Consider the following 21,522-nt stretch of genomic DNA (forward strand, 5'->3'; position numbering starts at 1 on the left):
TGGTTTGCGCGGCGACGGACGCCCAGCGCAAAACGCCGCCGCAAGCGGCAGGACAGTCCGCCTGATGCGCAAGGCGCAGCGGCGAAAAACGGAGGAGAACGACGATGGCCAAGACCCTGTTCCTGGGCGCGCGCATCTGGGATGCGAGCGGTGCCCCCGCCTTCGAAGGCGATGTGCTGGTGGAGAACCAGTACATCCGCGCCATCTCGCGCACGCCCGGACAGCTGACTGCACCCGGCGCCACCGTGATCCAGGCGCGCGGCAAGACCCTGCTGCCGGGCATGACCGAAGGTCATGCGCATCTGTCCTTCGATGCCGCGACCTCCACGGAGGATCTGATCACCCCGCCGCCCGAGGAGCAGACCCTGGCCACCGCGCGCGGCGCCAAGGCCTTGCTCGATGCCGGCTTCACCAGTGCCTGGGGCGCTTCCGAGGCCAAGCTGCGTCTGGGTGTGGCGGTGCGCAATGAGGTCGATGCCGGGCGTCTGCCGGGGCCGCGCATCCGCGCCGGTTCGCTGGAGATTTCCGTGACCGGCGGCATGGGCGATGAAAGCCGTCTGCACAATCCGCGCAAGGGGCCTTCGATCATCATCGACGGGCCTGAGGAGATGCGCAAAGCCGTGCGCCTGTGCTGCCGCGAGGGCTGCGACAACATCAAGCTCGATGTCTCGGGCGACCCGTTCTATCCGAACACGCCGGCGCACCTCACGCCGATGGCGTACGAGGAAATCCGCATGGCGGTGGAAACCGCGCATGCCCTGGGCCGGCGCGTCAATGCGCACACGCGCTCCATCGCCGGCACGCAGGCCTGCATCAAGGCCGGTGTCGATGTGCTGTATCACCTGGAGTATTCCGACGAGCAGACCCTGGACCTGCTCGAGGAGGCCCGCGAGCGCGTGTTCGTGGTGCCCACCGTCAGCCTGTTCCACACCATCGTCAACAACGAGGCCGCGCCTTACGGCCTGAGCGCCGAAGTCGGCGCGCGCATGGGCGTCCCCGCTTTGCTGGAAGCCTCGTCGAAGACGCATACGGCGCTGCGCAAGCGCGGCATCCGCCATGTCATCGGCGGTGACTACGGCTTCGCCTGGAGCCGCAACGGCAGCAATGCCCGCGATCTGCAGTTCTTCGTGGACTACTACGGTTACACGCCGGCCGAAGCCCTGCGCTGCGCCACGCGCAATGGCGGCGCGATGATGGGCATCGACAGCGGCCAGAAGCTGGGCCAGATCCAGGAAGGCTATCTGGCCGATCTGCTGCTGGTGGCCGGCGATCCGCTCGCCGACCTGTCGCTGATGACCCAGGCCGAACGTCTGCTGGTGATCATGAAAGACGGCGCGCTTTACAAGAACCGCTGCGCAGCCTGAGCGCGGCATCGCATTGAATCCACCAAACCCTGGAGAAAACTCATGAGCGTGGCAACACCAGACCCAGTGCAGCTCGACCAGGGCGATGCCCGCTGTCCGGGCGCGCCCAGCACGCAGGACATCATCGCCGGCGACAAGGTGCCCGCGCCGGGCTGGGTGCGTTCCGAGGCCTATCAGTTCCTCGGCAGCGAGGATGTCTCCTCCGAGCGTTACACCGAAGCGGCGTTTGCGAAGCAGGAATTCGACAAGCTGTGGACGCGCACCTGGCAATTCGCCTGCCGCGAGGAACACATTCCGGAAACGGGCGACTACTACGTCTATGACATCGGGCCGTACTCCTTCATCGTCACCCGCGTCAGCGACCGTGAAATCCGCGCCTACTACAACGCCTGCCTGCATCGCGGCACCAAGCTGCGCGCCTCCGGCACCGAAGGTTTTGCCGAAGAGTTCAAGTGCAGCTTCCACGGCTGGAGCTGGAGCATCGACGGCAACTGCCGCGAAGTGGTCTGCGAATGGGACTTCCCGCATGTGGACAAGGCGAAGTTCAGCCTGCCGCAGGTGCGCGTCGAGACCCTGGGCGGCTTCGTGTTCATCAACATGGACGATCAGGCGCCGACACTCACCGAGTATCTGGGCGCCGAGGCGGTCTCGCACATCCGCGCCTGGAAGCTGGAAGACCGCTATATCTACGCGCACGTGGCCAAGAACCTGCCGGCCAACTGGAAGCTGTCCATCGAAGCGTTCATGGAGGCCTACCATGTGCTGGAGACGCATCCGCAGGTGGCGGTCTCCAACGGCGACGCCAACTCGCAGTACGACGTCTACGGCGAGCACGTCAACCGCTTCATCTCCACGCTGGGCGTGCTGAGCCCGCATCTGTACGGCAAGCACAGCGAGCAAGACATCCTCAATCAGTTCACGGTGGGCGACAGCAGCGTGCTCGCCGGCGCCAAGCGCTCGCTGGGCGAGGGCGGCAAGGCGCGGCAGGTGATGGCCGACATGCTGCGCAGCATGTTCGAGAAGGCCACCAATACCGATCTGTCCAAGGTTTCGGACTCGGAACTGCTGGACTGCTTCTCCTACACCCTGTTCCCGAACTGCTTCCTGTTCCCCGGCATCTCGCTGCCGATGGTCTACCGTTTCCGTCCGGACCCGCGCGATCACCGCAAATGCCTCTATGAAGTGTTCTTCCTGCGGCCCGTGCCCCAGGATGGCGTGCGTCCGCGTCCGGCCGAAATGGAACGCCTGAGCGATGCGCAGTCCTTCACCCAGGCCAAGACCATGGATCGTGGCTTCGGCGTGATTCTGGATCAGGACACCGACAACCTGATTCTGCAGCAGGAAGGCTTCGAGGCCAGCGCCAAGCGCGCCGAGACCCTGGGCAATTATCAGGAAATCCGCATCCGCCATTTCGAGCGCACGGTGGATCGTTACGTGAAATCCTGAGTGCGATCGAGGCCTATGCATTGCGGCTGCCGCCCGCTGCGGCAGCCGCAATGCGGCGCCGCGTGTGACTGGCTTGCCGTGACTGCCGCAAGCCACGCCGCGTTCAGGACAGGGTTTGCAGCAGCCTGCTAGTGTCGTGAGTCAGAAGTTCCTTGATGAAGTCGCCGAGGATTTTTCGTGGCTGGCAAGGCGCGCCGACGAGGCATAGTGGTGACTATGGCGAGGAGGCGCAACGCCGCCAGACGCGAAAAAGACCGGCGAATTCACATGCGAATTTCTGACTCACGACACTAGGGCGCGGCATGAATGTCGAGTGCGCCGATGGTTCGGGCCAGTCGCGTGCGGGCGGCGGCCCAGTTGCTGCGGGCCAGCACCAGTTGCTGGCGTGCATCGGCTGCGGCGTTCTGCGCGTTGATCAGATCCAGAATGATGCCGATGCCGGCTTCGTAGCGGGCACGGGCCAGAGATTCGGATTCCTGCGCGGCGTCGAGCAGTATCGCCGCGCTGCGCGCCGCCTGGGTCTGCGTGATCAATTCACTGTGCGCGAGATAGACCTCGGTGCTCGCGGCCAGACGCAGACGTTGCAGCTCGGCCTGTGCCAGATCGCGCTCGGCTTCGGCGGCGCGCACGCGGTTGTGATCCTCGAAGCCGCGAAACAGCGGCACGCTCAAGGTGAGGCCCAGCGCCGAACTTTCGCGCAGCTCGCCGGCGCTGCGGTTCCAGCGCTGCGTGACGGTGCTGGACAGTGTCGGCAGGCCGCTGGATTTCACGGCGCGCAGATTGGCTTCGGCAGCGCGCAGACTGGCTTCGGCGGCCAGCAGATCGGCGCGCGACTGCAGGCTCGCGGCAATCAGCGGTTCCAGCTGTTGTTCATAGTCGGCCGCCGGCTGCGCCGCTTCGACGGCCGCCAGATCGAGCGCCGCGTTGGCCGGCAGGCCCATGGCCGCCCTCAGCTCGCCGCGCGCCGCGCGGGCGCGGCCTTCAGCCTGCGCGCGCAGCAGCTGGCTGCGTGCATGTGCGGTCTGCGCCTGCAGACGATCCGCGCGGGTGCCCGAACCGACGGCTTCGCGCAGCACCGCCGCATCCAGGCTGGACTGCGCGGCGCGTTCGGACTCGCGCGAAGCGGCGAATGCCCCTTCGGCCGCCAGCCAGGCGTAGTAAGCCGTCACCGCGTCCAGGTACACCGCCTGCAGCACGTCAATGCGCGAAGCCTGCGCCAGATCGAGCCATGCGGCGGCGCGGTCCAGCGCGGCGCGACGTCCGCCGGAATCCAGCAGCAGATAGCTCAGCGTCGCGCTGTTGTTCAGGCGTGTACGCGTGCCGCTGCCGGAGTCGCTGCTGCTGTCGCTGCCCACCAGCGGGTCGCTGTACACGCTGCTGAAGTTCAGCGCCGGCAGATAGGGCGCATAAGCCGCGCTGTGGCTGGCCTGCGCCGCGCGCAGCCGGGCCCAGGCCTGCGCGCTGCGCGGATTGCGACACAGCGCGATGTCCACCACATCGCCCAGTTGCAGCGCGGTCTGCGGCAGCGCCGTGCAATCAGCCGGCGGGGCCTCGACCGGCGCGGCGCCGGCTGGCTGCGGCAACAGGGCGAGCAGCAGCAAGGCCGGCAGCGCGCGGGCGAATGCGTTCAAGAGCGGGTTCGGCAATGCCAAGGGTGCTGATCAGAAGCGGATCACATCACTGCCGAGCGCCGGCGTGTGCTTGGGCAGACGGATTGCCTTGCTGGCCTGCTCGAAGTCATAGCCATAGGAAATCAGCTTGGGCTCGGTCCAGGCCTGGCCGAAGAAGGAGATGGTCACCGGCAGACCTTCCGCCGTCATGCCGGCAGGCACGATCAGATCCGGATAACCGGTCTGGTTGGCGAAGTTGGTGGGTGAATCGCTGGGCGCGGGCGTCTTGGTGACGATGGGCTGCGCCGGACGCGGCGAGGTGGGATAGACGATGGCATCGAGCTTGTGCTTGGTGAACAGCGCGTCGATGGCGGCCTTGGTGGCGCCCACGCCCTGGTTCCGGGTCGCCAGGTACACCGGATCATCCACGGCCAGCGCGATGGAATTGGTGTAGTTCAGGCCCACGGCTTTTTCCGGACTGCGATAGCCGGTCCTGGGATCGTTGACGCGCGCCACGATCTCGTCCAGCGTCTTGGGAAAGCCGGGCCCGGTGGTCTTCAGGTAGGTGGCGATGTCGGCCTTGAATTCGGCGCTGACCACCAGGTTGTAGATGCCCTGGCGGTTCTGCAGGATGGGATCGGGATACTTCACGTCGATCAGCGTCGCGCCCTGCTTCTTGAGCGTGGCCAGCGCGCTTTCCATCACCTGGTCGGTGCCGGCGTCCTTGCCCATGAAATCACGCGCCACACCGATGCGCGCGCCCTTGAGCGAACCGGTTTTCAGATACGGCGTGTAGTCGGTCTTGAAATGAGCGGCGCTGGCGGCGGTGGCTGCATCGGCGGCATCGACACCGGTCATGGTGCCGAGCGTGATCGCCACATCGCGCACGCTGCGCGCCATCGGGCCGCCGGTGTCGAAGGACAGGCCCAGGGGGACGATGCCGTCGCGGCTCATCAGGCCGCGCGTGGGCTTGAGACCGGCGATGCCATTGGCCGAGCAGGGACCGCGCACCGAACCACCGGTGTCGGTGCCCAGACCGAAGGGCGCGAAGTTGGCGGCCACCGCTGCGCCGGTGCCGCCGGAGGAACCGGCCGGGCCGCGCGTGGGGTCATGCGGGTTGCGCGTCTGGCCACCGGCGGAGCTGAAGCCATTGGGCACGCGGCCCTTGGCGGCAATCTCTTCCGGCGCACCGCTCACCGAGCCGCCGCTGCCGGCGAACTCGGAAAGATTCACCTTGGCCAGCACGATGGCGCCGGCCTCGCGCAGCTTCTTCACCACGAAAGCGTCGTCCGGCGGCACATGGCCTTCCAGCAGCTGAGAGCCCGCCGTGGTCTGCAGATCGAAGGTGTCGTAATTGTCCTTGAGCACTACCGGGACGCCATGCAATGGTCCACGCAGCTTGCCGGCCTTGCGTTCGGCATCCAGCTTGCGCGCCTCGTCCAGCGCCTTGGCGTTGAGCAGAATCACCGCGTTGATCTGCGGCCCTTTCTTGTCGTAGGCCTCGATGCGCTTGAGGTACGCCTGCACCAGCGCCTCTGAACTCAAGCCCTGCTTGAACGCGGCCTGGATTTCGGTGATGCCGGCCTTGTCGATATCCAGCGTGCCGGCGTAGGCCTGCGGCAGCGTGGTGAAGCTGAGCAGGGCGGCCAGGGCGAGGGGACGTAAGCGGAGGGTGAGCGATGCGGACAAGGCGGGCCTCGGGATTGGCAGAGAAGTGGATGGTTCTTGTCTGCTAAGACGGCGCCGCCCGGCAGCGCCCTACGTGCTTCGCGCCAAGCATGCTGCGTAGACGCAACGCAATTCTGGCGAAGACGCGCACGCAGGAAGACCTGTGGGCCTGCAGGGCGGGTTAGGCGCGCCAGCGCCGCAACCCGCGATGGCTTTGCTGATCGTTGCTGCGTGTGATGCTCGATCTATTGGCTTCCGTAGCCCGGATGCAGCGAAGCGGAATCCGGGGGCTCATCGCTCACCGCCATCAACAGCCCCGGATTGCGCTTGGCTTCATCCGGGCTACACAAGCTTTGGCTTTGCTTTTCAAACCCCTTTGCGTCGCACGCAAGCAGCGCTTAGCTTCCGGCGCCGCGACTGCGGCGACGGATGCGACGCGTAGGGCGCGCTTCTGCTGCGGGCGCCTAAGGGCGCACGAAACCAAAGCCCAATCAAGAGATCAGCTAAGCCCAGAACAGCAAAACGATGGCGGGTTACGGCGCTGGCGCGCCTAACCCGCCTTACGGTTTTAGTGCTTCACCGGGCCGAAGTCTGGTGGCGGCTGGCGATGGTGCGTCGCGGCTTCATAGGCTGTGCCGATACGAATCAGCGTCGGTTCGGCGCCTTGGCCGGCGAAGAAGGTGATGGCAATCGGCATCGGCTTGGCCAGCTTGCCGGGCCTGGCATCAGGTGGCAGCGCGGATTCGTAGTCGCTGCGATCCTTGTTCAGCACGTACACCGGCTCCACGACGGTCTGCGTCATGCCGGCCGGAACCACCACGCGCGGAATCTGGAAGAAGGGCGTGATGCCATCCAGACTGATGCTGCCGACATTGGGCCCGAGAATCTTCGGCGTGGGCACCGTGTTCTCCGGATGCACGAAGGCATCGATGCGGTTCTCGCGCATCATCTTCTCCAGCGCCAGCCGCGCCACGTAACTGCGTGCCAGACGCTCGCTCTTGCCCTCGTCGAAATGGCCCTTGAAGCTGATCCAGTTCTCGGCGCCGGCACGCGACTCATCCTCACGGAACTTGGCATTGGCCACCCAGCTCGGCCAGTCGCGCACGCGGGCGTCGCCACGTTCCGCCAGATAACGGTCGATGTCGAAGCGCAGATCGGCGCAGAGGCTGTTCTGACAGGGCAGCGCGGCGAAGCCGGCGAAGTTGACCATGTTGATCTTGTCGGTCAGCGGCGCCTGATGTCGGCTCAAGGCCTTCAGATAATCGTAGGACGTGACGTCATGCCCCGGCACGGCAAAGTACAGCTCGCCCTTCTTGTCGCGACGCGTGAAGATCTCCGGCATCAGCCTCGGCAGGATTTCCGCCAGCGCATCGTTGAAGCTGAATTGCACATTGGCCACCTCGGGATCGTCCGGATACCCGGCCGTGACCGTTTCCACCAGTTCCGCGCCCAGCTGATCGCGCAACACGGTCTTGATCTCGCGGTCGATCTGATCGGAGATGGCGACATGATTGGCGGTCTTCTTCACCATGTGCTCGCGCAGAATCGCGATGCGCATGCCCTTGAGCGGCTTGCCGGCGCCGCTGGCCACCACATAGCGGGAATAGGGCTGCGGCGGCAGCAGCGCCTGCGGCACGGCGGTGAAGGGATCGTGCGGATCGAAGTAGCCTTGCTCGGCATCCTTCACGGCATCGAGCACGCGTACGGTGTCGGCCAGATGCAGGGCGTGCACACCAGCGCGGTCGTTGAACCACTGATAGCCGATGCCGCCGTTGTCCGGCAGCAGGCCCTTGGTGGTCAGCAGCGTGGCCACGCCATTGCGCGAGCCCGGTCCCTGGCAGGAGGCGCCGGACTGTTCGCAGATGCCGATGGTGGCGAGATTGGCGCCGATGGCCGCACCCGAGCCGCCACTGGAACCGCGCGTGACGCGCTCGGTGTCGTAGGGATTGCAGGCCTGTCCGCTCCAGGAGCCGAAAGCCTGACCGCCGTTGACCAGATTGGTCTTCGGCTTGGCGGCGCCGCCGGGATCACCCGGACCGCCGTTGAATTCATGTGCCACTGATTTGGCGTAGATGATGGCGCCCTTGTCGCGCAGGCGTGCGATGAGAGTGGCGTCGCGCGGCGGCGCATCCATTGCAAAATTCACATCGTTGTTGGCGGTGCTGCGCATGTCGCGGGTGTCGTAGACATCCTTGATCGCAACCGTCACGCAGTACAGCGGCAGCTTGTTCAAGTCGGGCTTGCGGCCGTATTGCGCATCGAGTTCGGCGGCGCGCTCCAGGGCATCGGGCTGGCGACGGAATTCCTCGCAGATCTTGGGCGCATCGGCCGGCAGCGGACCGCTGGAAGGATGCGCATCGAAGCGGCCCTTGCAGGTCACCGAGCGCTCGCCGCGCAGGTTCAGCGTTTCCAGGGCATTGACCTGGCCGGCGTTGGCCATGCCCACGCGCATGCCCATCTGCTGCATCACGGACGGGTCGGACACGGTCGCTTCCATGCGACCGTAATCCAGGGGCAGACCGCGATACTGATCCAGATCCGGCAGCAGCGATGAAGCCTTGACCGTGCGCGTCGGAAACTTCAGCACCGCGCCGGCACGGCGCATGCCGAAGGCCGGCGCGACATCGGCGCCGTCGGGGGTGAGCAGCGCGGTGCAGATGCCGTTGTAGGCGCGGGCGCGGGCCAGATAGGCCTCGACCACGCCCTTGCAGCTGGTGGCGCCGGAACGGATCGCGTCGTGGATCTGCGCGATGCTGGCCTCCTCGACTTGAAAAGGAGCCGCCTGCGCTTGTGCGCAGGCGGTGGACAACAGGAGGTTCAGGCTCAGAGCCTGTAAGCGGAAGGCAGACATGGCTTCACGGCTCTCCGGCGACCGGACCGAAGCCCGGCGGCGGACGGCGGTGATGCGTGGCCGCTTCATAGGCCGAGGCCACTTTCAGAATCACCGCCTCGTCGCCCGGCCCCGCCCAGAAGGCGATGTTGTAGGGCAGGGGATTTTTCAGCTGTGTGGGCTTGCTGCCGGCCACGGTCTCGTACTTCTTGCCATCGGCGCTGAGCTTGAACTCCGGCTCATAGTTGCTGCTGACGAAGCCGGCCGGCACGAACACTTCCGGCGTGCCCAGACGCGCGCCGTAGCCGAAGCCCGCGCGCAGCTCGCTGTTGGGCTGGCTGGGGCCACCCAGCTTGGCCGGCACCGTGGACAGCGTGGCATTGGCGAACACATCGATCTTGTTCTGCTCCAGAACCTTGATCACCGCCATGCGCATCACCTCGCGGCGCTTCATGGTGTAGGTGGTGTCGTAGGTGCGCGGGTCGATGGCCTTGTTCTCCCAGTTCTTCGCCGAGGCAGCCTTGGCGTCACTGAAGTACTTGGCATTGGCGTTGAGGCTCGTCCAGTCCTTGATTTTTGCGTCGCCGCGCAGGCCCAGGTACTGGTCCATGTTGAAGGCGAAGCTGTAGCCGGTGACGCTGTCCTCGTTGCTCGGCGGATTGCCGAAGATGCGCCGGAAGTTCAGGTTCTTCGGCAGCGGCGCCTGATGGTTGGCCACCGCCACCAGATACTTGCGGCTGCTGACATCCCAGCCTGGCACCTCGAATTCCGGCTTGCCGTCCTTGGTCTTCCAGGAGAACACCTCCGGCATGTGGAAGGGCAGCACCTCGGCCATCGCGTCCTGCATGGTGAAGGCCATGTTCGGAATCGAAGGATCGTCGGCCACCTGCGGATCGGTGGTCTCCACCAGTTCGGCGCCCAGCGCGCGCAGCACCTTGAGCTGCTCATTCACGCCATCGATCATGCCGGCGTCGCTGGGCGTGTGCTTCACATACAACTCGCGGATCACGCCGATGCGCACGCCCGCCAGCGGCTTGTCGCTACCTGCCGGACTGAGTGCTTCGACGAAAGACTTGGCATAGGGCAGGTTGCGTGGCAGCGCGGTGTAGGCGTCGCCGGCGTCGAAGTAGCGGCCGGTCTTGGTGTCGCGGAACGCATCCATCACCGTCGCCGCGTCCTTGACGCTGCGGCAGAGAATGCCGGGGCGATCCTGGTAGGGATTCGCACCGATGGCGCCGGCGTAGGAGATCATGCCCTTGGTCGGCACGAAGTTGACCACGTTGTTGTGCGTGGCCGGATTGCGGCAGGAGCCGCCGGTGGTTTCGCAGATCGAGCAGACCACCAGATTGGCCGCCACCGAAGTGCCGGAGCCGCCGGAAGAACCGCCGGTCTCACGCTCGGTGTCATACGGATTGCAGGTGGTGCCGCCCCAGGCTTCGCGTGCACCGGCTGCGCCGATGTACGGACGCTTGACCTTGGCATCGCCACCCGGATCGCCGCTGCCGCCGTTGTACTCGGAGTTCAGCGCATGGGCGTAGATGATGGCGCCGGCACTGCGCATGCGCGCGGTGAGCGTGCCGTCCTTGGGCGCAAAGTCGGTGGCGTAGGCGGCATCGCCGCCACCGGTGGAACGCATGTCCTTGGCGTCATACACCGCCTTGGTGGACATGGGCACGCAGTACAGCGGCATGGCCTTGAGATCCGGATTGCGTCCGTACTGACGGTCCAGGGCCGCGGCCTGCTCACGGGCGTCCGGCAGCTTGCGGAAGTCATCGCAGGCCTTGGGGCAGTGCGCCGGCAGCGCGCCGCCGGCGGCATCGCATTCGGCCTTGCAGCTCATGCTGCGTTCACCGCGCACATTGATGGTGTCCAGGGCATTGATGCCGCCGGCCTTGGGGATGCCGGCCACCATGCCGTACTGCTGATACACGCTCGGGTCCGACTTGGTGGGTTCCATGCGGCCGAAGTCGGGCGTGTCGCCCTTGTAATTCTTGTAGTCAGGCAGGTGCTTGTCGATTGCCACCGTCTTCTGCGCAAACTTCAAGGGCACACCGGCGCGCAGCGCGCCGAGCACCGACGGTGCGGCCTTGCCGTCCTCGGTGATCAGCGCGGTGCAGGAGCCGTTGTAGGCCTTGGCGCGCGCCAGATAGGCATCGACGATTCCGGCGCAAGTCACTTCGCCGGAGCGGATGCCGTTGTGGATGTTTTCGATGCTGGTTTCTTCCAGCTTGAACGAGGCTGCTGCGGCGCTGCCGGCACACAAGGCCAGCAGCGTCGTCAGCAGCGTTTTGGCAAGAATGCGTGAGCGCATGCGTTGTTGCTCCCCGAAGCGGATGCACGCCGGCTGGATCTGCCGGCTCCAGTTCAGACGCGGCACCAGCCGCATGCCCCTACGTCGGCGCCGCGATCAGTATTCGAAACGCTCGCCGGGCAGCGACGGCGTGCTCGCCGGCGGCTTGCGCACCTTGCTCAGCTGCTCGTAGGCATAAGCGATGCGAAACAGCGTGGGCTCGCTCCAGGGACGACCGAGGAATTCAATGGCGATGGGGCCGTTTTCCTTCCTGGTGTAACCCGCCGGCACCAGCAGCGCCGGCAGTCCGGTCACGGAGCTGAAGGGATTGTCCTGGTCCACGCCGCGCTCCAGATGCGGCGGTGGCGGCACGCTCTTGAAGGGATAGACCAGCACATCGAGCTTGTGGCGATCCATCAGCGCAATGGCCTGTTCCCTGAGCATCTCCTGCGTGTCGCGACGCGCGAGGAAGTCCGGCTGATGCATCAGCGAACGGAACTCGCCATAAGCCTGCACGATGCTGGGCTTCACCAGCTTGCCGCCCTTGGCAATCAGCTCGTCCATGTTGCGGATCGGCGCGGTCAGGCCCAGTCGCCGGAAATACAGATCGTAGGAGAACTGCGCCTCGTAGTAGTTGGTGCGGGTGTCGGCGAGCAGGCCGAACAGATCCAGGCCCATGCTCACCGGCTCCACGATCACCGCGCCGGCCTCCTTCATCTTCGCAATCGCCGCCTCGATCATCGCCACGCCCTCGGCATGAATGGGCCCCTGGCGGAACAGATCACGGAACACGCCGATGCGCGCGCCACGCAAGCCCCTGGCGTCGAGAAAATGCGTGTAAGGCTGGGCCGGTGCATGACCCGGCGCGTTGATGGTCAGCAGGTCTTCGGCATCGAAGCCGGCGATGGCCTCGGTGAGTGCCGCCACGTCATAGACGCTGCGCGCCATGGGGCCGGCGCGTTCCTGCGTGAACGAGGTCATCACCTGGCCGGCGCGCGGAATCAGGCCGCGCGTCGGCGCCAGGCCCACGATGCTGTTGTTGGAGGTGGGATTGCGGATCGACACGCCGGTTTCGCTGCCCAGTCCGACCTGCGCGAAGCCTGCCGCCAGCGCCGCACCGGTGCCGCCGCTGGAGCCGCCGGGCGTGAGCGCGAGATTGTAGGGATTGAGCGTGCGGCCCAGCACCGTGCTCTGATCGCCGGGCTTGGGCACGCCGAACCAGTCGCTCATATTGACCTTGGCCAGAATGATGGCGCCGGCCGCACGCAGGCGCGCGACCACGGTGGCATCGAGAATCGGCCGCGAGTCCTTCATCGGCAGAAAGCCGGCGCTGGTGGGCATGTCCTTGGTGTCGTACAAATCCTTGAGCACCACCGGCACGCCATGCAGGGGCGAGCGCGGCCCTTTGGCCTTGCGCTCGGCGTCCAGTTCGCGTGCGGTTTCCAGCGCAGCGGGATTGAGCGTGATCACGGCATTGATCTTCGGCCCGCTCTTGTCATAGGCGGCGATGCGCGCCAGATACAGCTGCGTGAGTTTTTCCGAACTCAGCGCACCGGCGTCCATGGCGGCGTTGATGTCGGCCAGCGTGGCGGTCTGCAGATCAAACGTGGCAGCCTGCGCCTTGAACGGCAGTGGCAGTGAAAGTGCCAGCGTCAGGGCGAGTGCCAGGCGGGTGCGGGAATGGCGAAGCGGAGACATGGTGGGATTCCTCGGCGAGCGGTCTTAGCTAGACTGCTTGCGAAAGCACGCGCCCCACCTCAGGTTTTTTTGCGCGGTGAGCCGCCTTTCATGCACGCACCGGCGCCGCAAGCCGCCATGGCGAGGCGCCGCGGCTTGCGCGGCGCCGCCGCCAGGCCGCCCTGGATGCTGAGCGCGCCACGGCCCGGCTGCGTTGCGTCTCAGCTCGATCCTGCGACCGCCACCGACTGCTGCGCCTGCAGTTCCGCCGTCAGCTGCCGCAGCCATTCGCCAGCCTGCGTGCGGGTTTCGTTGTAGCCCTGCGCCTTTTGCAGCGAAGCGACGGCGGACTTGAGATCGCCCAGGCGGTAATCCGCCACCGCGATACGGAAATGCACATCGCCCGGCCGCTTGAGATTGCCCTTGGCCAGCGCGAGCTCCAGCATCTCCCTGGATTCCTTCCAGCGCTCCTGATCGCCATACATGCCGCCGAGCCGGAAGTAGTATTCGCCGCGATCCGCCACCGCCGCGACCCGCTTGAGGGCGGCCTCGGCCTTGTCCGCTTCACGGGCATTGATCCAGGCATTGGCCACCGCTTCCAGCGACTTCTCGTCAGCCGGAATTTTCTCTTCGGCCAGCGCCTGCTCCATCAACAGACCGGCTTTCACCGGCACATCGATGATCATGTAGATGTTGTAGAGATTGAACAGATCCGCCGGCTTGTTGATGAAGCCCTGCCGTTCGGCCAGCGCCATCACCGCCAGCGCCTGGGCCTTGTCGTCCATCTCCAGCAGCACGCCGGAGAGCTGCTTCCAGTAGTCCGGCTTGTCGGGCTTGAGCGAGATCAGCAGCAGCAGGGTCTCGGCGGCCTCGCGGTACTGCTTCATTTCGTATTGCGCGCCGAGCTTGAACTGCAGCCAGTTCTCCTTCGGGGCCTTGACCTTGGACAAGGCCAGATCCACTTGCGGAATGGCTTCCTCGTAGCGCTTCTGCTCGGCCAGGGCGCTGGCCAGGAACATATGCGCCTCCGGCGCCACCGTGCCGCAGGCCTGCGCCAGATACTGCTGCAGGGCCTGCGTGCCTTTCTCGTACTGGCCCGCCGCGACATAGAGCTGGCCGAGATTGAACTGCAGCTGCTCGCTCTGGTTCTGCGGCAGCACCTTGAACGCCAGCGCCTTGGCAAAGGCTTCGGCCGCCGGCAGATACGCTTCCTTGGCGCTGTAGGCCACGCCCAGGTTGTACTGGATCATGGCTTTGTCGAAAGGCTCGCCACGCTCGGTAAAGGCGCTGAGCTTGGCGATGGCCTCATCCTGCTTCTTCTGCGCGAGCAGGTCGGTGGCGCGGCGCACGGCATCGTAAGTGGCATCGCTCATCGAGGCCACCGGCTGCGGCGGCGCGCCGCATTGTGCGGCGACCGGCTGTGCCTGTGCGTTGCCCGCGCAGGCCAGGCTCAGCAGCAGAGGAATCAGGCGGGACGAAAACGAAGGAAGCTTGCGATTGACGATCATGGCTGGTGCTCCGCCTACTTGTTCAGATCGAAGGCGATTCTTTGCGTGGCGACATAGTCCACCGGCACGCCATCGACGACCTTGGGCTTGAAGCGCCACTTGAGCACCGCGGTGACGGCGGACGCATCGAACAGGCCCTTGGGTTTGGACTCGATGACCTTGGCGGCGCGCACGCTGCCATCCGGCGCGATGGTCAGTTGCAGACGCACATAACCGGTGATGCCGGCGCGGCGCGCTTCGTTGGGATACATCGGGTTGACGCGCTGCAGCGGCACGGCATCGCTGTCGAACATATTGGCGCTGGCGCCGCCGCTGGCCGGGCCGCCGCTGTCGGCGCTGAGGTCCAGGCTGCCGGGCGCGGCGATGCCGGGGCCGCCCACCGGCGCATCGGTGGCCACCGACATCTTGGCGGGCGGCGGCGGCGACTTCGGCGGCGGCGGTGGCGGCGGCTTGCGGCGCTCGTTGGGCGTGACATCGCTGTCGCGCTTCAGGCGCACGAAGTCGATGGTCTGCAACTGTTCCTTCTTCTGCGGACCCATGCCGCTGACGTGAATCACCGTGTGCATCAGCCAGAACAGCCCCAGGGACAGCGCCAGCGCGCCGCCGAAGGCCGGCATCCAGCCGCTGGGCCGGCGCACATCCCTGGAGCGCAGGATCTCGGCAAAGGTCTTGTGCGAGCTGGGGTCGGAGGGCAGGGGCATCTGATTCATCGGAATGGACATGGCGGCATCAGCCTCCCGCCGGCGGTGCGGCGGCGATGGAGACTTCCTGGATGCCGCCCTGCTTGACCTGATCCATCACCTTGGTCAGCACGCCGGTCTGAGAGTCCTTGTCGGCGATGATCACCACCGTATCCTCGGGACGTTCGATGTGCAGACGCTCGATGGCGGTACGCACATCGCGCACGTCGATGCGCTGCTTGTCCATCCAGACATCGCCGTTGGGACGGATGGCGATCAGGATGTTGCCGTTTTCCTTGTTCTCGGCGGTCAGTGCCTCGGGGCGCGTGACGGTGATGCCGGATTCCTTCACGAAGGAGGTGGTGATGATGAAGAAGATCAGCAGATTGAGGACGAAGTCCAGCATCGGCGCGAGGTCGATGCCGGTGTCCTCGCTTTCATGTGCGGCGGCTCGGTGCGCTTGCATAATCGGCCTTTGAGTGGGTCTTCAGGAATTGGGTTGCGAAGCGGCGATGGACACGCCCATCACACCGCCCTGACGCACCTGGTCGATCACCGAGACCAGAATGCCGGTGGGCGCGTGGTTGTCGGCCACCACCACCACCGCGTCTTCGGGACGTTGGGCGTGCAGGCGTTCAATCGCGGCGCGCACCGAACGCTCGTCGGTGAGCTTGCGGTCCACCAGGATGTCGCCGCGCGCATCGATGGATACCACGATGCTGCTCGACTCCTTCTTCTCGGCGTTGGAGGCATTGGGCCGGCTGACCGTGATGCCCACTTCCTTGAGGAACACCGCCGTGATGATGAAGAAGATGAGCAGATTGAGCACGAAGTCCAGCATCGGCGCGAGATCGATGCCGGTCTCGTCGCCCATTTCCACTCCGAGTCTGCGCTTGCGCAATCGCATGATGGTTCCCGTTGATCAGAAGCTGAAGCGGTCCGCGAGCCGCTCCGTCTCCAGACGGACGCGGCGGCGGAAGTAGTGCACGGGGTAGAGGCCGGAGATGCTCACCGCAAGGCCGGTGAGCGTGCAGATCATCGCCTCCGACACGCCGTTGGCCATCGAGCGCGCATCGGCCGAACCGCGGGCGGCCATGGCGTCGAAGACATTGAGCATGCCCGAGACCGTGCCCAGCAGACCCAGCAGCGGACACAGCGGCACCAGCACGCGCAGCAGCTGGATGTTGGCCGACATGCCGGAGTTGAGCGTGGAGATCATCGCCTTGCGGATCTGGTGCGCGATCCAGCTGCTGCGCTCCGGACGCGCCTGCCATTCCATCAGCAGGCGCTCGGTCTGGCGCGGCAGCACGCCGGTGAAGAACCAGTAGCGCTCGATCACCAGGGTCCACATCACCAGGCAGGCGGTGAAGATCGCCATCACCACCGGCCCGCCCAGGTGGCGCATCTCCACCATGGCCTCGTAGGGGGCGAGCAGATCAGCCATGGCGCGCCGCCTCCAGGCGACCGGCCAGCAGGCCCGTGCTCTGCTCGTCGAGAATCTGCAGGATGGACTTGGAGATCGAGGTCAGCCAGGCGTTGGCGAACAGCAGCGGGATGGCGATGCCCAGGCCCAGCACGGTGGCGATCATGGCCTGCGAGATGCCGGCGGCCATCAGCTTGGGATCGGAGGAGCCCGATTCGGTGATGCTCTGGAAGGTCACGATCATGCCGACCACGGTGCCGATCAGGCCGAGCAGGGGACCCGCGGCCACCGCCAGGCGCAGGAAGGACTGGAAGCGTTCCAGCTTCGGCGCCTCCTTGAGCACGGCCTCGGAGATGCGCAGTTCCACGATTTCGGCGTCCTCTTCGAGCTTGGCGGCGCTCCCCTGGAAGGTGGCCAGCACGCGGCCCAGCGGGTTGTCCGTCTTGGGCGACTCGATGCTGGCGAGCTGCAGCTTGACCCGGGCACGCACCATCATCAGATAGGTGAACTGATAGATCGCAAGACCCGCGCCAATCAGGCCGACGAGGATGATGATGTAGCCCACCGCCTCACCACGGTCGATGCGCTCCTTGATGTTGGGACGCTGCGAGTAGATCGACAGCAGCACGCCGCGGGTGGGATCGACCATCGCGCGCACGAAGCCGGACTTGGCTTCCTCCACTTCCTCCGCCGCGTCGGTGAACTTGGACGTGGGCTGACGCGCCATGACCGCCAGCTGGCCCTGCGTGGACAGATAGCTCAGGTACTTGCCGCCGGTGCTGGCGGTGAACGGACCCACGCGCACCACGCTGGCCGGCACCGGCTTGCCGTCCGGCATCACCACCTTGGTCTGATAACGCACCACCTTGCCGCTCTCGGTCATCTCGCGCTGCATCTCGAACCAGAAGCGCTCCAGCACTTCGATCGAGGGCAGGGCCTTGCTCTGTGCCAGCTCGGTCACGAAGTCCTGACGCTTGGGGAACTGCGCGCTGATGATCGAGGTGCGCACCACGGAGGAAAAGTCGTTGGCCACCTGACGCACCACGCCGAACATCTCGCCGAGATTGCCGGCGCGCGCTTCCAGCTCCGCCGTCAGCTCGCCCAGGCGCTTCTCATTGGCGTCGAAGCCGCCGGTCAGCGCCGCGCCGCGCTTGCGCTCGGCGGCGAGTTCGGCCTTGGCCTCGGCCAGCAGTGCGGCCTGCTTGTCGCGGGCGGCGGCAAAGCGCGATTCGCGTTCGGCATTGAGGCTGGCTTCCTGATCCCGTGAGTTCAGGGTCTGCTGCAGGAGCTCGTCGAGATTGCCCGGCGCAGCGGCGGATGCACAGGTGCTGAACGCCGATGCACCGAAGGCGAGCGCGAGGCCGATGAGCGTCGCTTTGAATGGCGCGCGGAACATTACTTGATCTCCTTGGCAGCGGGAACGGCAACCGCGAGAAAGTCAGGCGCGGCTTGCTTCTTGGCGATTTTCAGACCGGCCTTGATGTCGTCGCCGTACTCCGGCGCGGCCACCCATTTGCGGGCACCGGCATCCCAGTAGCCGGTTTCCTTGCCGTCGAGCGTCTGGTAGAGCAGAGCGACACGGCCGGCGCGCAGGAAGTCCACGGTCTTCTCGCCCACCTTGCCCTGATAGGCCTCGATGGTGCGGCCGTACTCCATCTCGATCTGATAGGCCTCGACCACGCGCCGGTACTTCTCGGCCAGCGAGACGTCGGCGCGGCTCATCATCTCCTTGAGCCCGGCGATGCGCTTGGCGCGCTCCTCCGGCAGGAAGGGCATGTCCAGGCTCACGAACTTTTCCAGCGTGGCCAGCATGCGGGTGACCATGGGCAGTGCATCGCGCGCGGTCTGGCCCACCTCATCGAGCTGCTTCTGCAGCGAGGCCAGCTCTTCGTTCTGCGACTTCACCTGGATGGCGAGCTGATCGTTGTAGGATTTCAGGCTCTGCTGCTCAGCCAAAACCTGACGGTACTCCGCCAGCATGCCGCTGGCCTCGTCGTCGAGCTTGGTGACCTTGGCCTGCGAAGCCTTGGCGGCTTCCTCGTTGCGGGTCTGTTCGCTGATCACCGTCTTGACCTTCTCGTGCTCGACGGCGCCGGCGAGCTGCGAGGCGGACAGCGCGCATACCGCTGCTGCAATCAGACCGACACGATGTTTATGCATGAAAAACATGAAGTGCTGCTCCCGGATCAGAAATCCATCTTCAGGGTGAATTCGAGGCGACGGCCCGGCATTACCGATACAAGATTGGTGCCGGTATCGGAGTTGCGCGCGCGAAAGTAAATCTCGTCGAACAGGTTGTAGGCGTTGAGCTTGAACTGCCATTTGCGCCAGTCGTAGGTCATGGCGGCGTTGGCGGTGGTGGACTGCGGCAGCTTCATGCGCTGCAGGCGGTCGGCGTACACCGAGGAGAACCAGGTGCCGCCGAACATCAGGCCCACGCCGTTGTCGAAGTTGTAGTTGAGGTTGAGGCTGGCCTGCTTGTCCGGCGTGCCGGTGCGCTTGCGGTAGCCCTTCAGCACATCGGCCGGAATGTTCATCTGCACGCGGCCGCCGTAGAGGAAGGCCTCGGCCGGATAGACCAGATTGCCGGCGGAGTCGTAGACGTCCTGGAAGCCCAGATCGCGGCCGTTGAATTCATACGCGCCGGACTGATCGACGATGTACTCGGCCTTCTGCAGCACGGCATAGCCCTGCACCGAGAAATGCTTGTCCGGATTCCACTTCAGCTCCACCTCGGTGCCCTTGGTCTCGGTGCTGGAGACTTCGGCGCTGGCGGTGGGATCGGCGGCGCTGGAGATGTCGGTGCGGGTCTGCTTGTAGTTGGCGACGGTGAGGAACAGGCGGTCGTTGAACCAGCCCGCCTTCAGGCCGTACTCCACCAGGGTGGCATCGCCGATATGGCCGCCCGGTGCCGCGACGGTGTCGTAGACCATGATGTTGTTGGCGCCGTCCAGCGAGACGCTGGAGATGGCGCGGGTGAAGTAGGGGCGCAGGCCCAGCGGCAGCTTCTGCGAGATCGAGAAGCTCCAGGACTTGCCGCCGTCCCAGCCGTGAATCGTGCGTTCCGGCAGATAGCTCGCGGTGGTGGCGTTGCTGGCGTTTTCGTTGAATCGGCGGAAATCGGTGGCCTTGGCGCGCGAGCGGTCGTAACGCGCGCCCAGCACCACATTGGTGTTCTTGAAGATGTCGATGTCGAACATCAGGCCGGCGCCGAATTCGTTGAAGGCGCTCCAGCGCGCAGTGGTCACCGGTGCGCCGGTTTCGAAGCTTTCGTTGTCGAGCTGGTTCCAGAAGATGGTGTTGGGATAGTGATTGCCCTTGCGGAACATCACGTCCTGGCGATAGTCGAAGTCGCCGCCGGAGCTGCGGATCTCGCCGGCGGTGCGGCGGTAGTTGAGCGAGGCCAGGCTGTTGACGCGCAGCCACTGCGGCAGAATCTCGTCGGGAATGCGCTGCGTGAAGGTGATCTTCTCTTCCCACAGGCGGATGTCCTGCTTTTCGCCATAGGGCAGATAGGAGTTCTTGAAGGAATCGAGATGATCCATGAAGAACTGGCTCTTCACCGTCGAGTCCGGATTCTTGTCGTAGACCAGATCGAAGAACAGCAGGCCGAGCTTGGCGTCCTGGATGCGTTCGTAGGAGCCGTTGCGGTGATAGTTGACCGGCACCAGCGAGATGGTGCGCGGATCCAGCGCAAAGCCGATCGGCAGCTGCTGGGAAGAGGTGGCCGAACCCGGCTTGGGGCCGCCGCGACCGGCGGCGAGCATCGCCTGTCCCTGCGGGCTGGCAGCGAGTTCCGGATTGGCCTGAATGGCGTCGTAGAGCAGGGTGGGAATGCCCGGAATCTTCGGAAAGTCGTCGGGACGGCACAGACCGTAGGAGCAGGTCGGCCAGTTGAAGGTCTGGTTGAGCGGGCGGTTGCCGCCGCTGACGTTGCCACGGATCGGCGAGTTGGCATGCGTTTCACGAAAGCCCACCGCACCGTCGCCGGCGCCGAGCAGGCTGCCGTTGAGTGATGCGCCGGAATCGAGATTCACCAGCGGCTGGCCGGAGATGTACACGCCACGATCGATCAAGGCCTGCGTGGCGCGGTTCATGTACGCGCCGGAGGTGATCGAGTTCTGGATCTGCGTGCCGGTTTCCAGACGGAACGGACCGAGGAAATTGTCCAGCGAGAAAGTGGCCTGCAGGATGCGCTGCTGCGCGCCGACCTTGTCGACGAAGCTGCCGGAGTTTTCCACCAGACCGTAGATGTAGAAGCCGCCGTTGCGGTCCAGGACATTGATCGGGCCGCCCGCACCGGCGGAGATTTCCGACTTGGAGTAGTCGCCGCCCACCATCTGCGCAAAGCCGGTGAGCTTGTCGGCGTAGGCGCCCATCTTGGCGCGTCCGGACTTCGGTGTGAGATTGCTGTAACCGCCGATCTTGCCCATGCCGTAGATCGGCGAGGGCGGACCCTTGATGACTTCAATGGAATCCATCGCCGCCAGCGAGGTGCGTGCATGGCCCTGCATGTTGATGCGCTTCATGCCGCGGAAGTACATGTCGGCGGCCACACCGCGGACGTTGATGCCACCTTGCAGACCGTAGCGCGTGGTGGTGAAAGTGCCGGGCACCACGCGGGTGAGATCGTCCACGGAAGAGATGCCCATCAGGCTCAGCTGCTCGGAGCTGACGAAGGATACGGTGCGCGGCGTTTCCAGAATCGGCTTGGTGAAGCCGATCGAAGAGCCCGTGGACTCGTTGACCAGCGAACTCAAGGCATCCTCGGTGACCACCATGTCGCTGAGCGAAGAACCTTCCGTGGCGACGGGGGTGGCGGCTGCCTTGTCGGTCTGTGCCTGTACGGCGCCGCTTGCCGTGAACGCGGCAATCGCAAGGGCGATATCGCTCAGAGCGAAGCGGAATGTCCCTTGGCGGGGCTTACGCAGAGGTTGACGCATATCATCTCCGTTGAAGAGGCAGGCGCTTGTCACTGGTCAAGCGCTGTATTCGGAGAATCAGACGTGACCTTGCGTGGTCTCCC

Annotated in this window: 15 protein-coding genes; 2 read left to right on the forward strand and 13 right to left on the reverse strand. The window is 65.2% G+C overall.

Features of this window, described 5'->3' with window-relative positions; genetic code table 11:
• The first annotated feature begins 104 nt into the window (after positions 1-104).
• Together BMY12_RS00700 and BMY12_RS00705 are read left to right on the forward strand one after the other, a co-directional pair.
• A complete protein-coding gene (locus tag BMY12_RS00700; RefSeq protein ID WP_093280668.1) occupies positions 105-1,364 on the forward strand; it encodes a metal-dependent hydrolase family protein in 1,260 nt (419 codons plus the stop codon).
• 42 nt (positions 1,365-1,406) lie between these two features.
• Positions 1,407-2,810 (forward strand): aromatic ring-hydroxylating oxygenase subunit alpha, encoded by a 1,404-nt coding sequence (locus BMY12_RS00705; RefSeq protein ID WP_093280671.1) that lies wholly within the window; start codon positions 1,407-1,409, stop codon positions 2,808-2,810.
• A gap of 290 nt (positions 2,811-3,100) precedes the next feature.
• On the opposite strand, the gene BMY12_RS00710 is transcribed toward BMY12_RS00705, so the two are convergent.
• From BMY12_RS00710 to BMY12_RS00770, 13 genes are all read right to left on the reverse strand, one after another.
• Entirely contained in the window at positions 3,101-4,441 is a 1,341-nt protein-coding gene (locus tag BMY12_RS00710; RefSeq protein WP_177188775.1) for a TolC family protein, read from the reverse strand.
• 30 nt (positions 4,442-4,471) lie between these two features.
• On the reverse strand, positions 4,472-6,109 hold the full coding sequence (locus tag BMY12_RS00715) for an amidase family protein (RefSeq protein ID WP_218140017.1): 1,638 nt from the start codon (positions 6,107-6,109) through the stop codon (positions 4,472-4,474).
• Positions 6,110-6,656: 547 nt separating this feature from the next.
• Positions 6,657-8,939: an amidase family protein gene (locus tag BMY12_RS00720; protein ID WP_177188776.1), complete on the reverse strand. Its 2,283-nt coding sequence runs from the start codon at positions 8,937-8,939 to the stop codon at positions 6,657-6,659.
• Positions 8,940-8,943: 4 nt separating this feature from the next.
• Positions 8,944-11,229 carry an amidase family protein gene (locus tag BMY12_RS00725; RefSeq protein WP_245732289.1) on the reverse strand — a complete coding sequence of 762 codons (2,286 nt, stop codon included), beginning with the start codon at positions 11,227-11,229 and terminating at the stop codon, positions 8,944-8,946.
• Between the two features lie 96 nt (positions 11,230-11,325).
• Positions 11,326-12,906: an amidase family protein gene (locus tag BMY12_RS00730; protein WP_093280680.1), complete on the reverse strand. Its 1,581-nt coding sequence runs from the start codon at positions 12,904-12,906 to the stop codon at positions 11,326-11,328.
• Between the two features lie 200 nt (positions 12,907-13,106).
• Positions 13,107-14,393, reverse strand: coding sequence for a tetratricopeptide repeat protein (locus BMY12_RS00735; RefSeq protein ID WP_093280683.1), 1,287 nt, complete (start codon positions 14,391-14,393; stop codon positions 13,107-13,109).
• A gap of 14 nt (positions 14,394-14,407) precedes the next feature.
• Complete coding sequence (locus tag BMY12_RS00740; RefSeq protein WP_093280686.1) at positions 14,408-15,115, reverse strand: energy transducer TonB; 708 nt, start codon at positions 15,113-15,115, stop codon at positions 14,408-14,410.
• A 7-nt stretch (positions 15,116-15,122) separates the two neighbouring features.
• The gene (locus tag BMY12_RS00745; RefSeq protein ID WP_093280689.1) at positions 15,123-15,539 is read right to left on the reverse strand and encodes an ExbD/TolR family protein; all 417 of its coding nucleotides are present in this window, start codon (positions 15,537-15,539) and stop codon (positions 15,123-15,125) included.
• A gap of 21 nt (positions 15,540-15,560) precedes the next feature.
• Positions 15,561-15,947, reverse strand: coding sequence for an ExbD/TolR family protein (locus BMY12_RS00750; protein WP_245732290.1), 387 nt, complete (start codon positions 15,945-15,947; stop codon positions 15,561-15,563).
• 48 nt (positions 15,948-15,995) lie between these two features.
• Positions 15,996-16,517, reverse strand: a complete 522-nt coding sequence (locus BMY12_RS00755; RefSeq protein WP_093280694.1) for a MotA/TolQ/ExbB proton channel family protein — start codon at positions 16,515-16,517, stop codon at positions 15,996-15,998.
• Positions 16,510-17,892, reverse strand: coding sequence for a MotA/TolQ/ExbB proton channel family protein (locus BMY12_RS00760; protein WP_093280697.1), 1,383 nt, complete (start codon positions 17,890-17,892; stop codon positions 16,510-16,512). Before BMY12_RS00760 ends, BMY12_RS00755 begins: the two co-directional genes overlap by 8 nt.
• Entirely contained in the window at positions 17,892-18,656 is a 765-nt protein-coding gene (locus BMY12_RS00765; protein ID WP_177188777.1) for a DUF3450 domain-containing protein, read from the reverse strand. Before BMY12_RS00765 ends, BMY12_RS00760 begins: the two co-directional genes overlap by 1 nt.
• Positions 18,657-18,682: 26 nt before the next feature.
• On the reverse strand, positions 18,683-21,439 hold the full coding sequence (locus BMY12_RS00770; RefSeq protein ID WP_093280703.1) for a TonB-dependent siderophore receptor: 2,757 nt from the start codon (positions 21,437-21,439) through the stop codon (positions 18,683-18,685).
• Positions 21,440-21,522: the final 83 nt, after the last annotated feature.

Origin of the sequence: Solimonas aquatica, assembly GCF_900111015.1 — a bacterium.
GTDB classification, from domain to species: domain Bacteria; phylum Pseudomonadota; class Gammaproteobacteria; order Nevskiales; family Nevskiaceae; genus Solimonas; species Solimonas aquatica.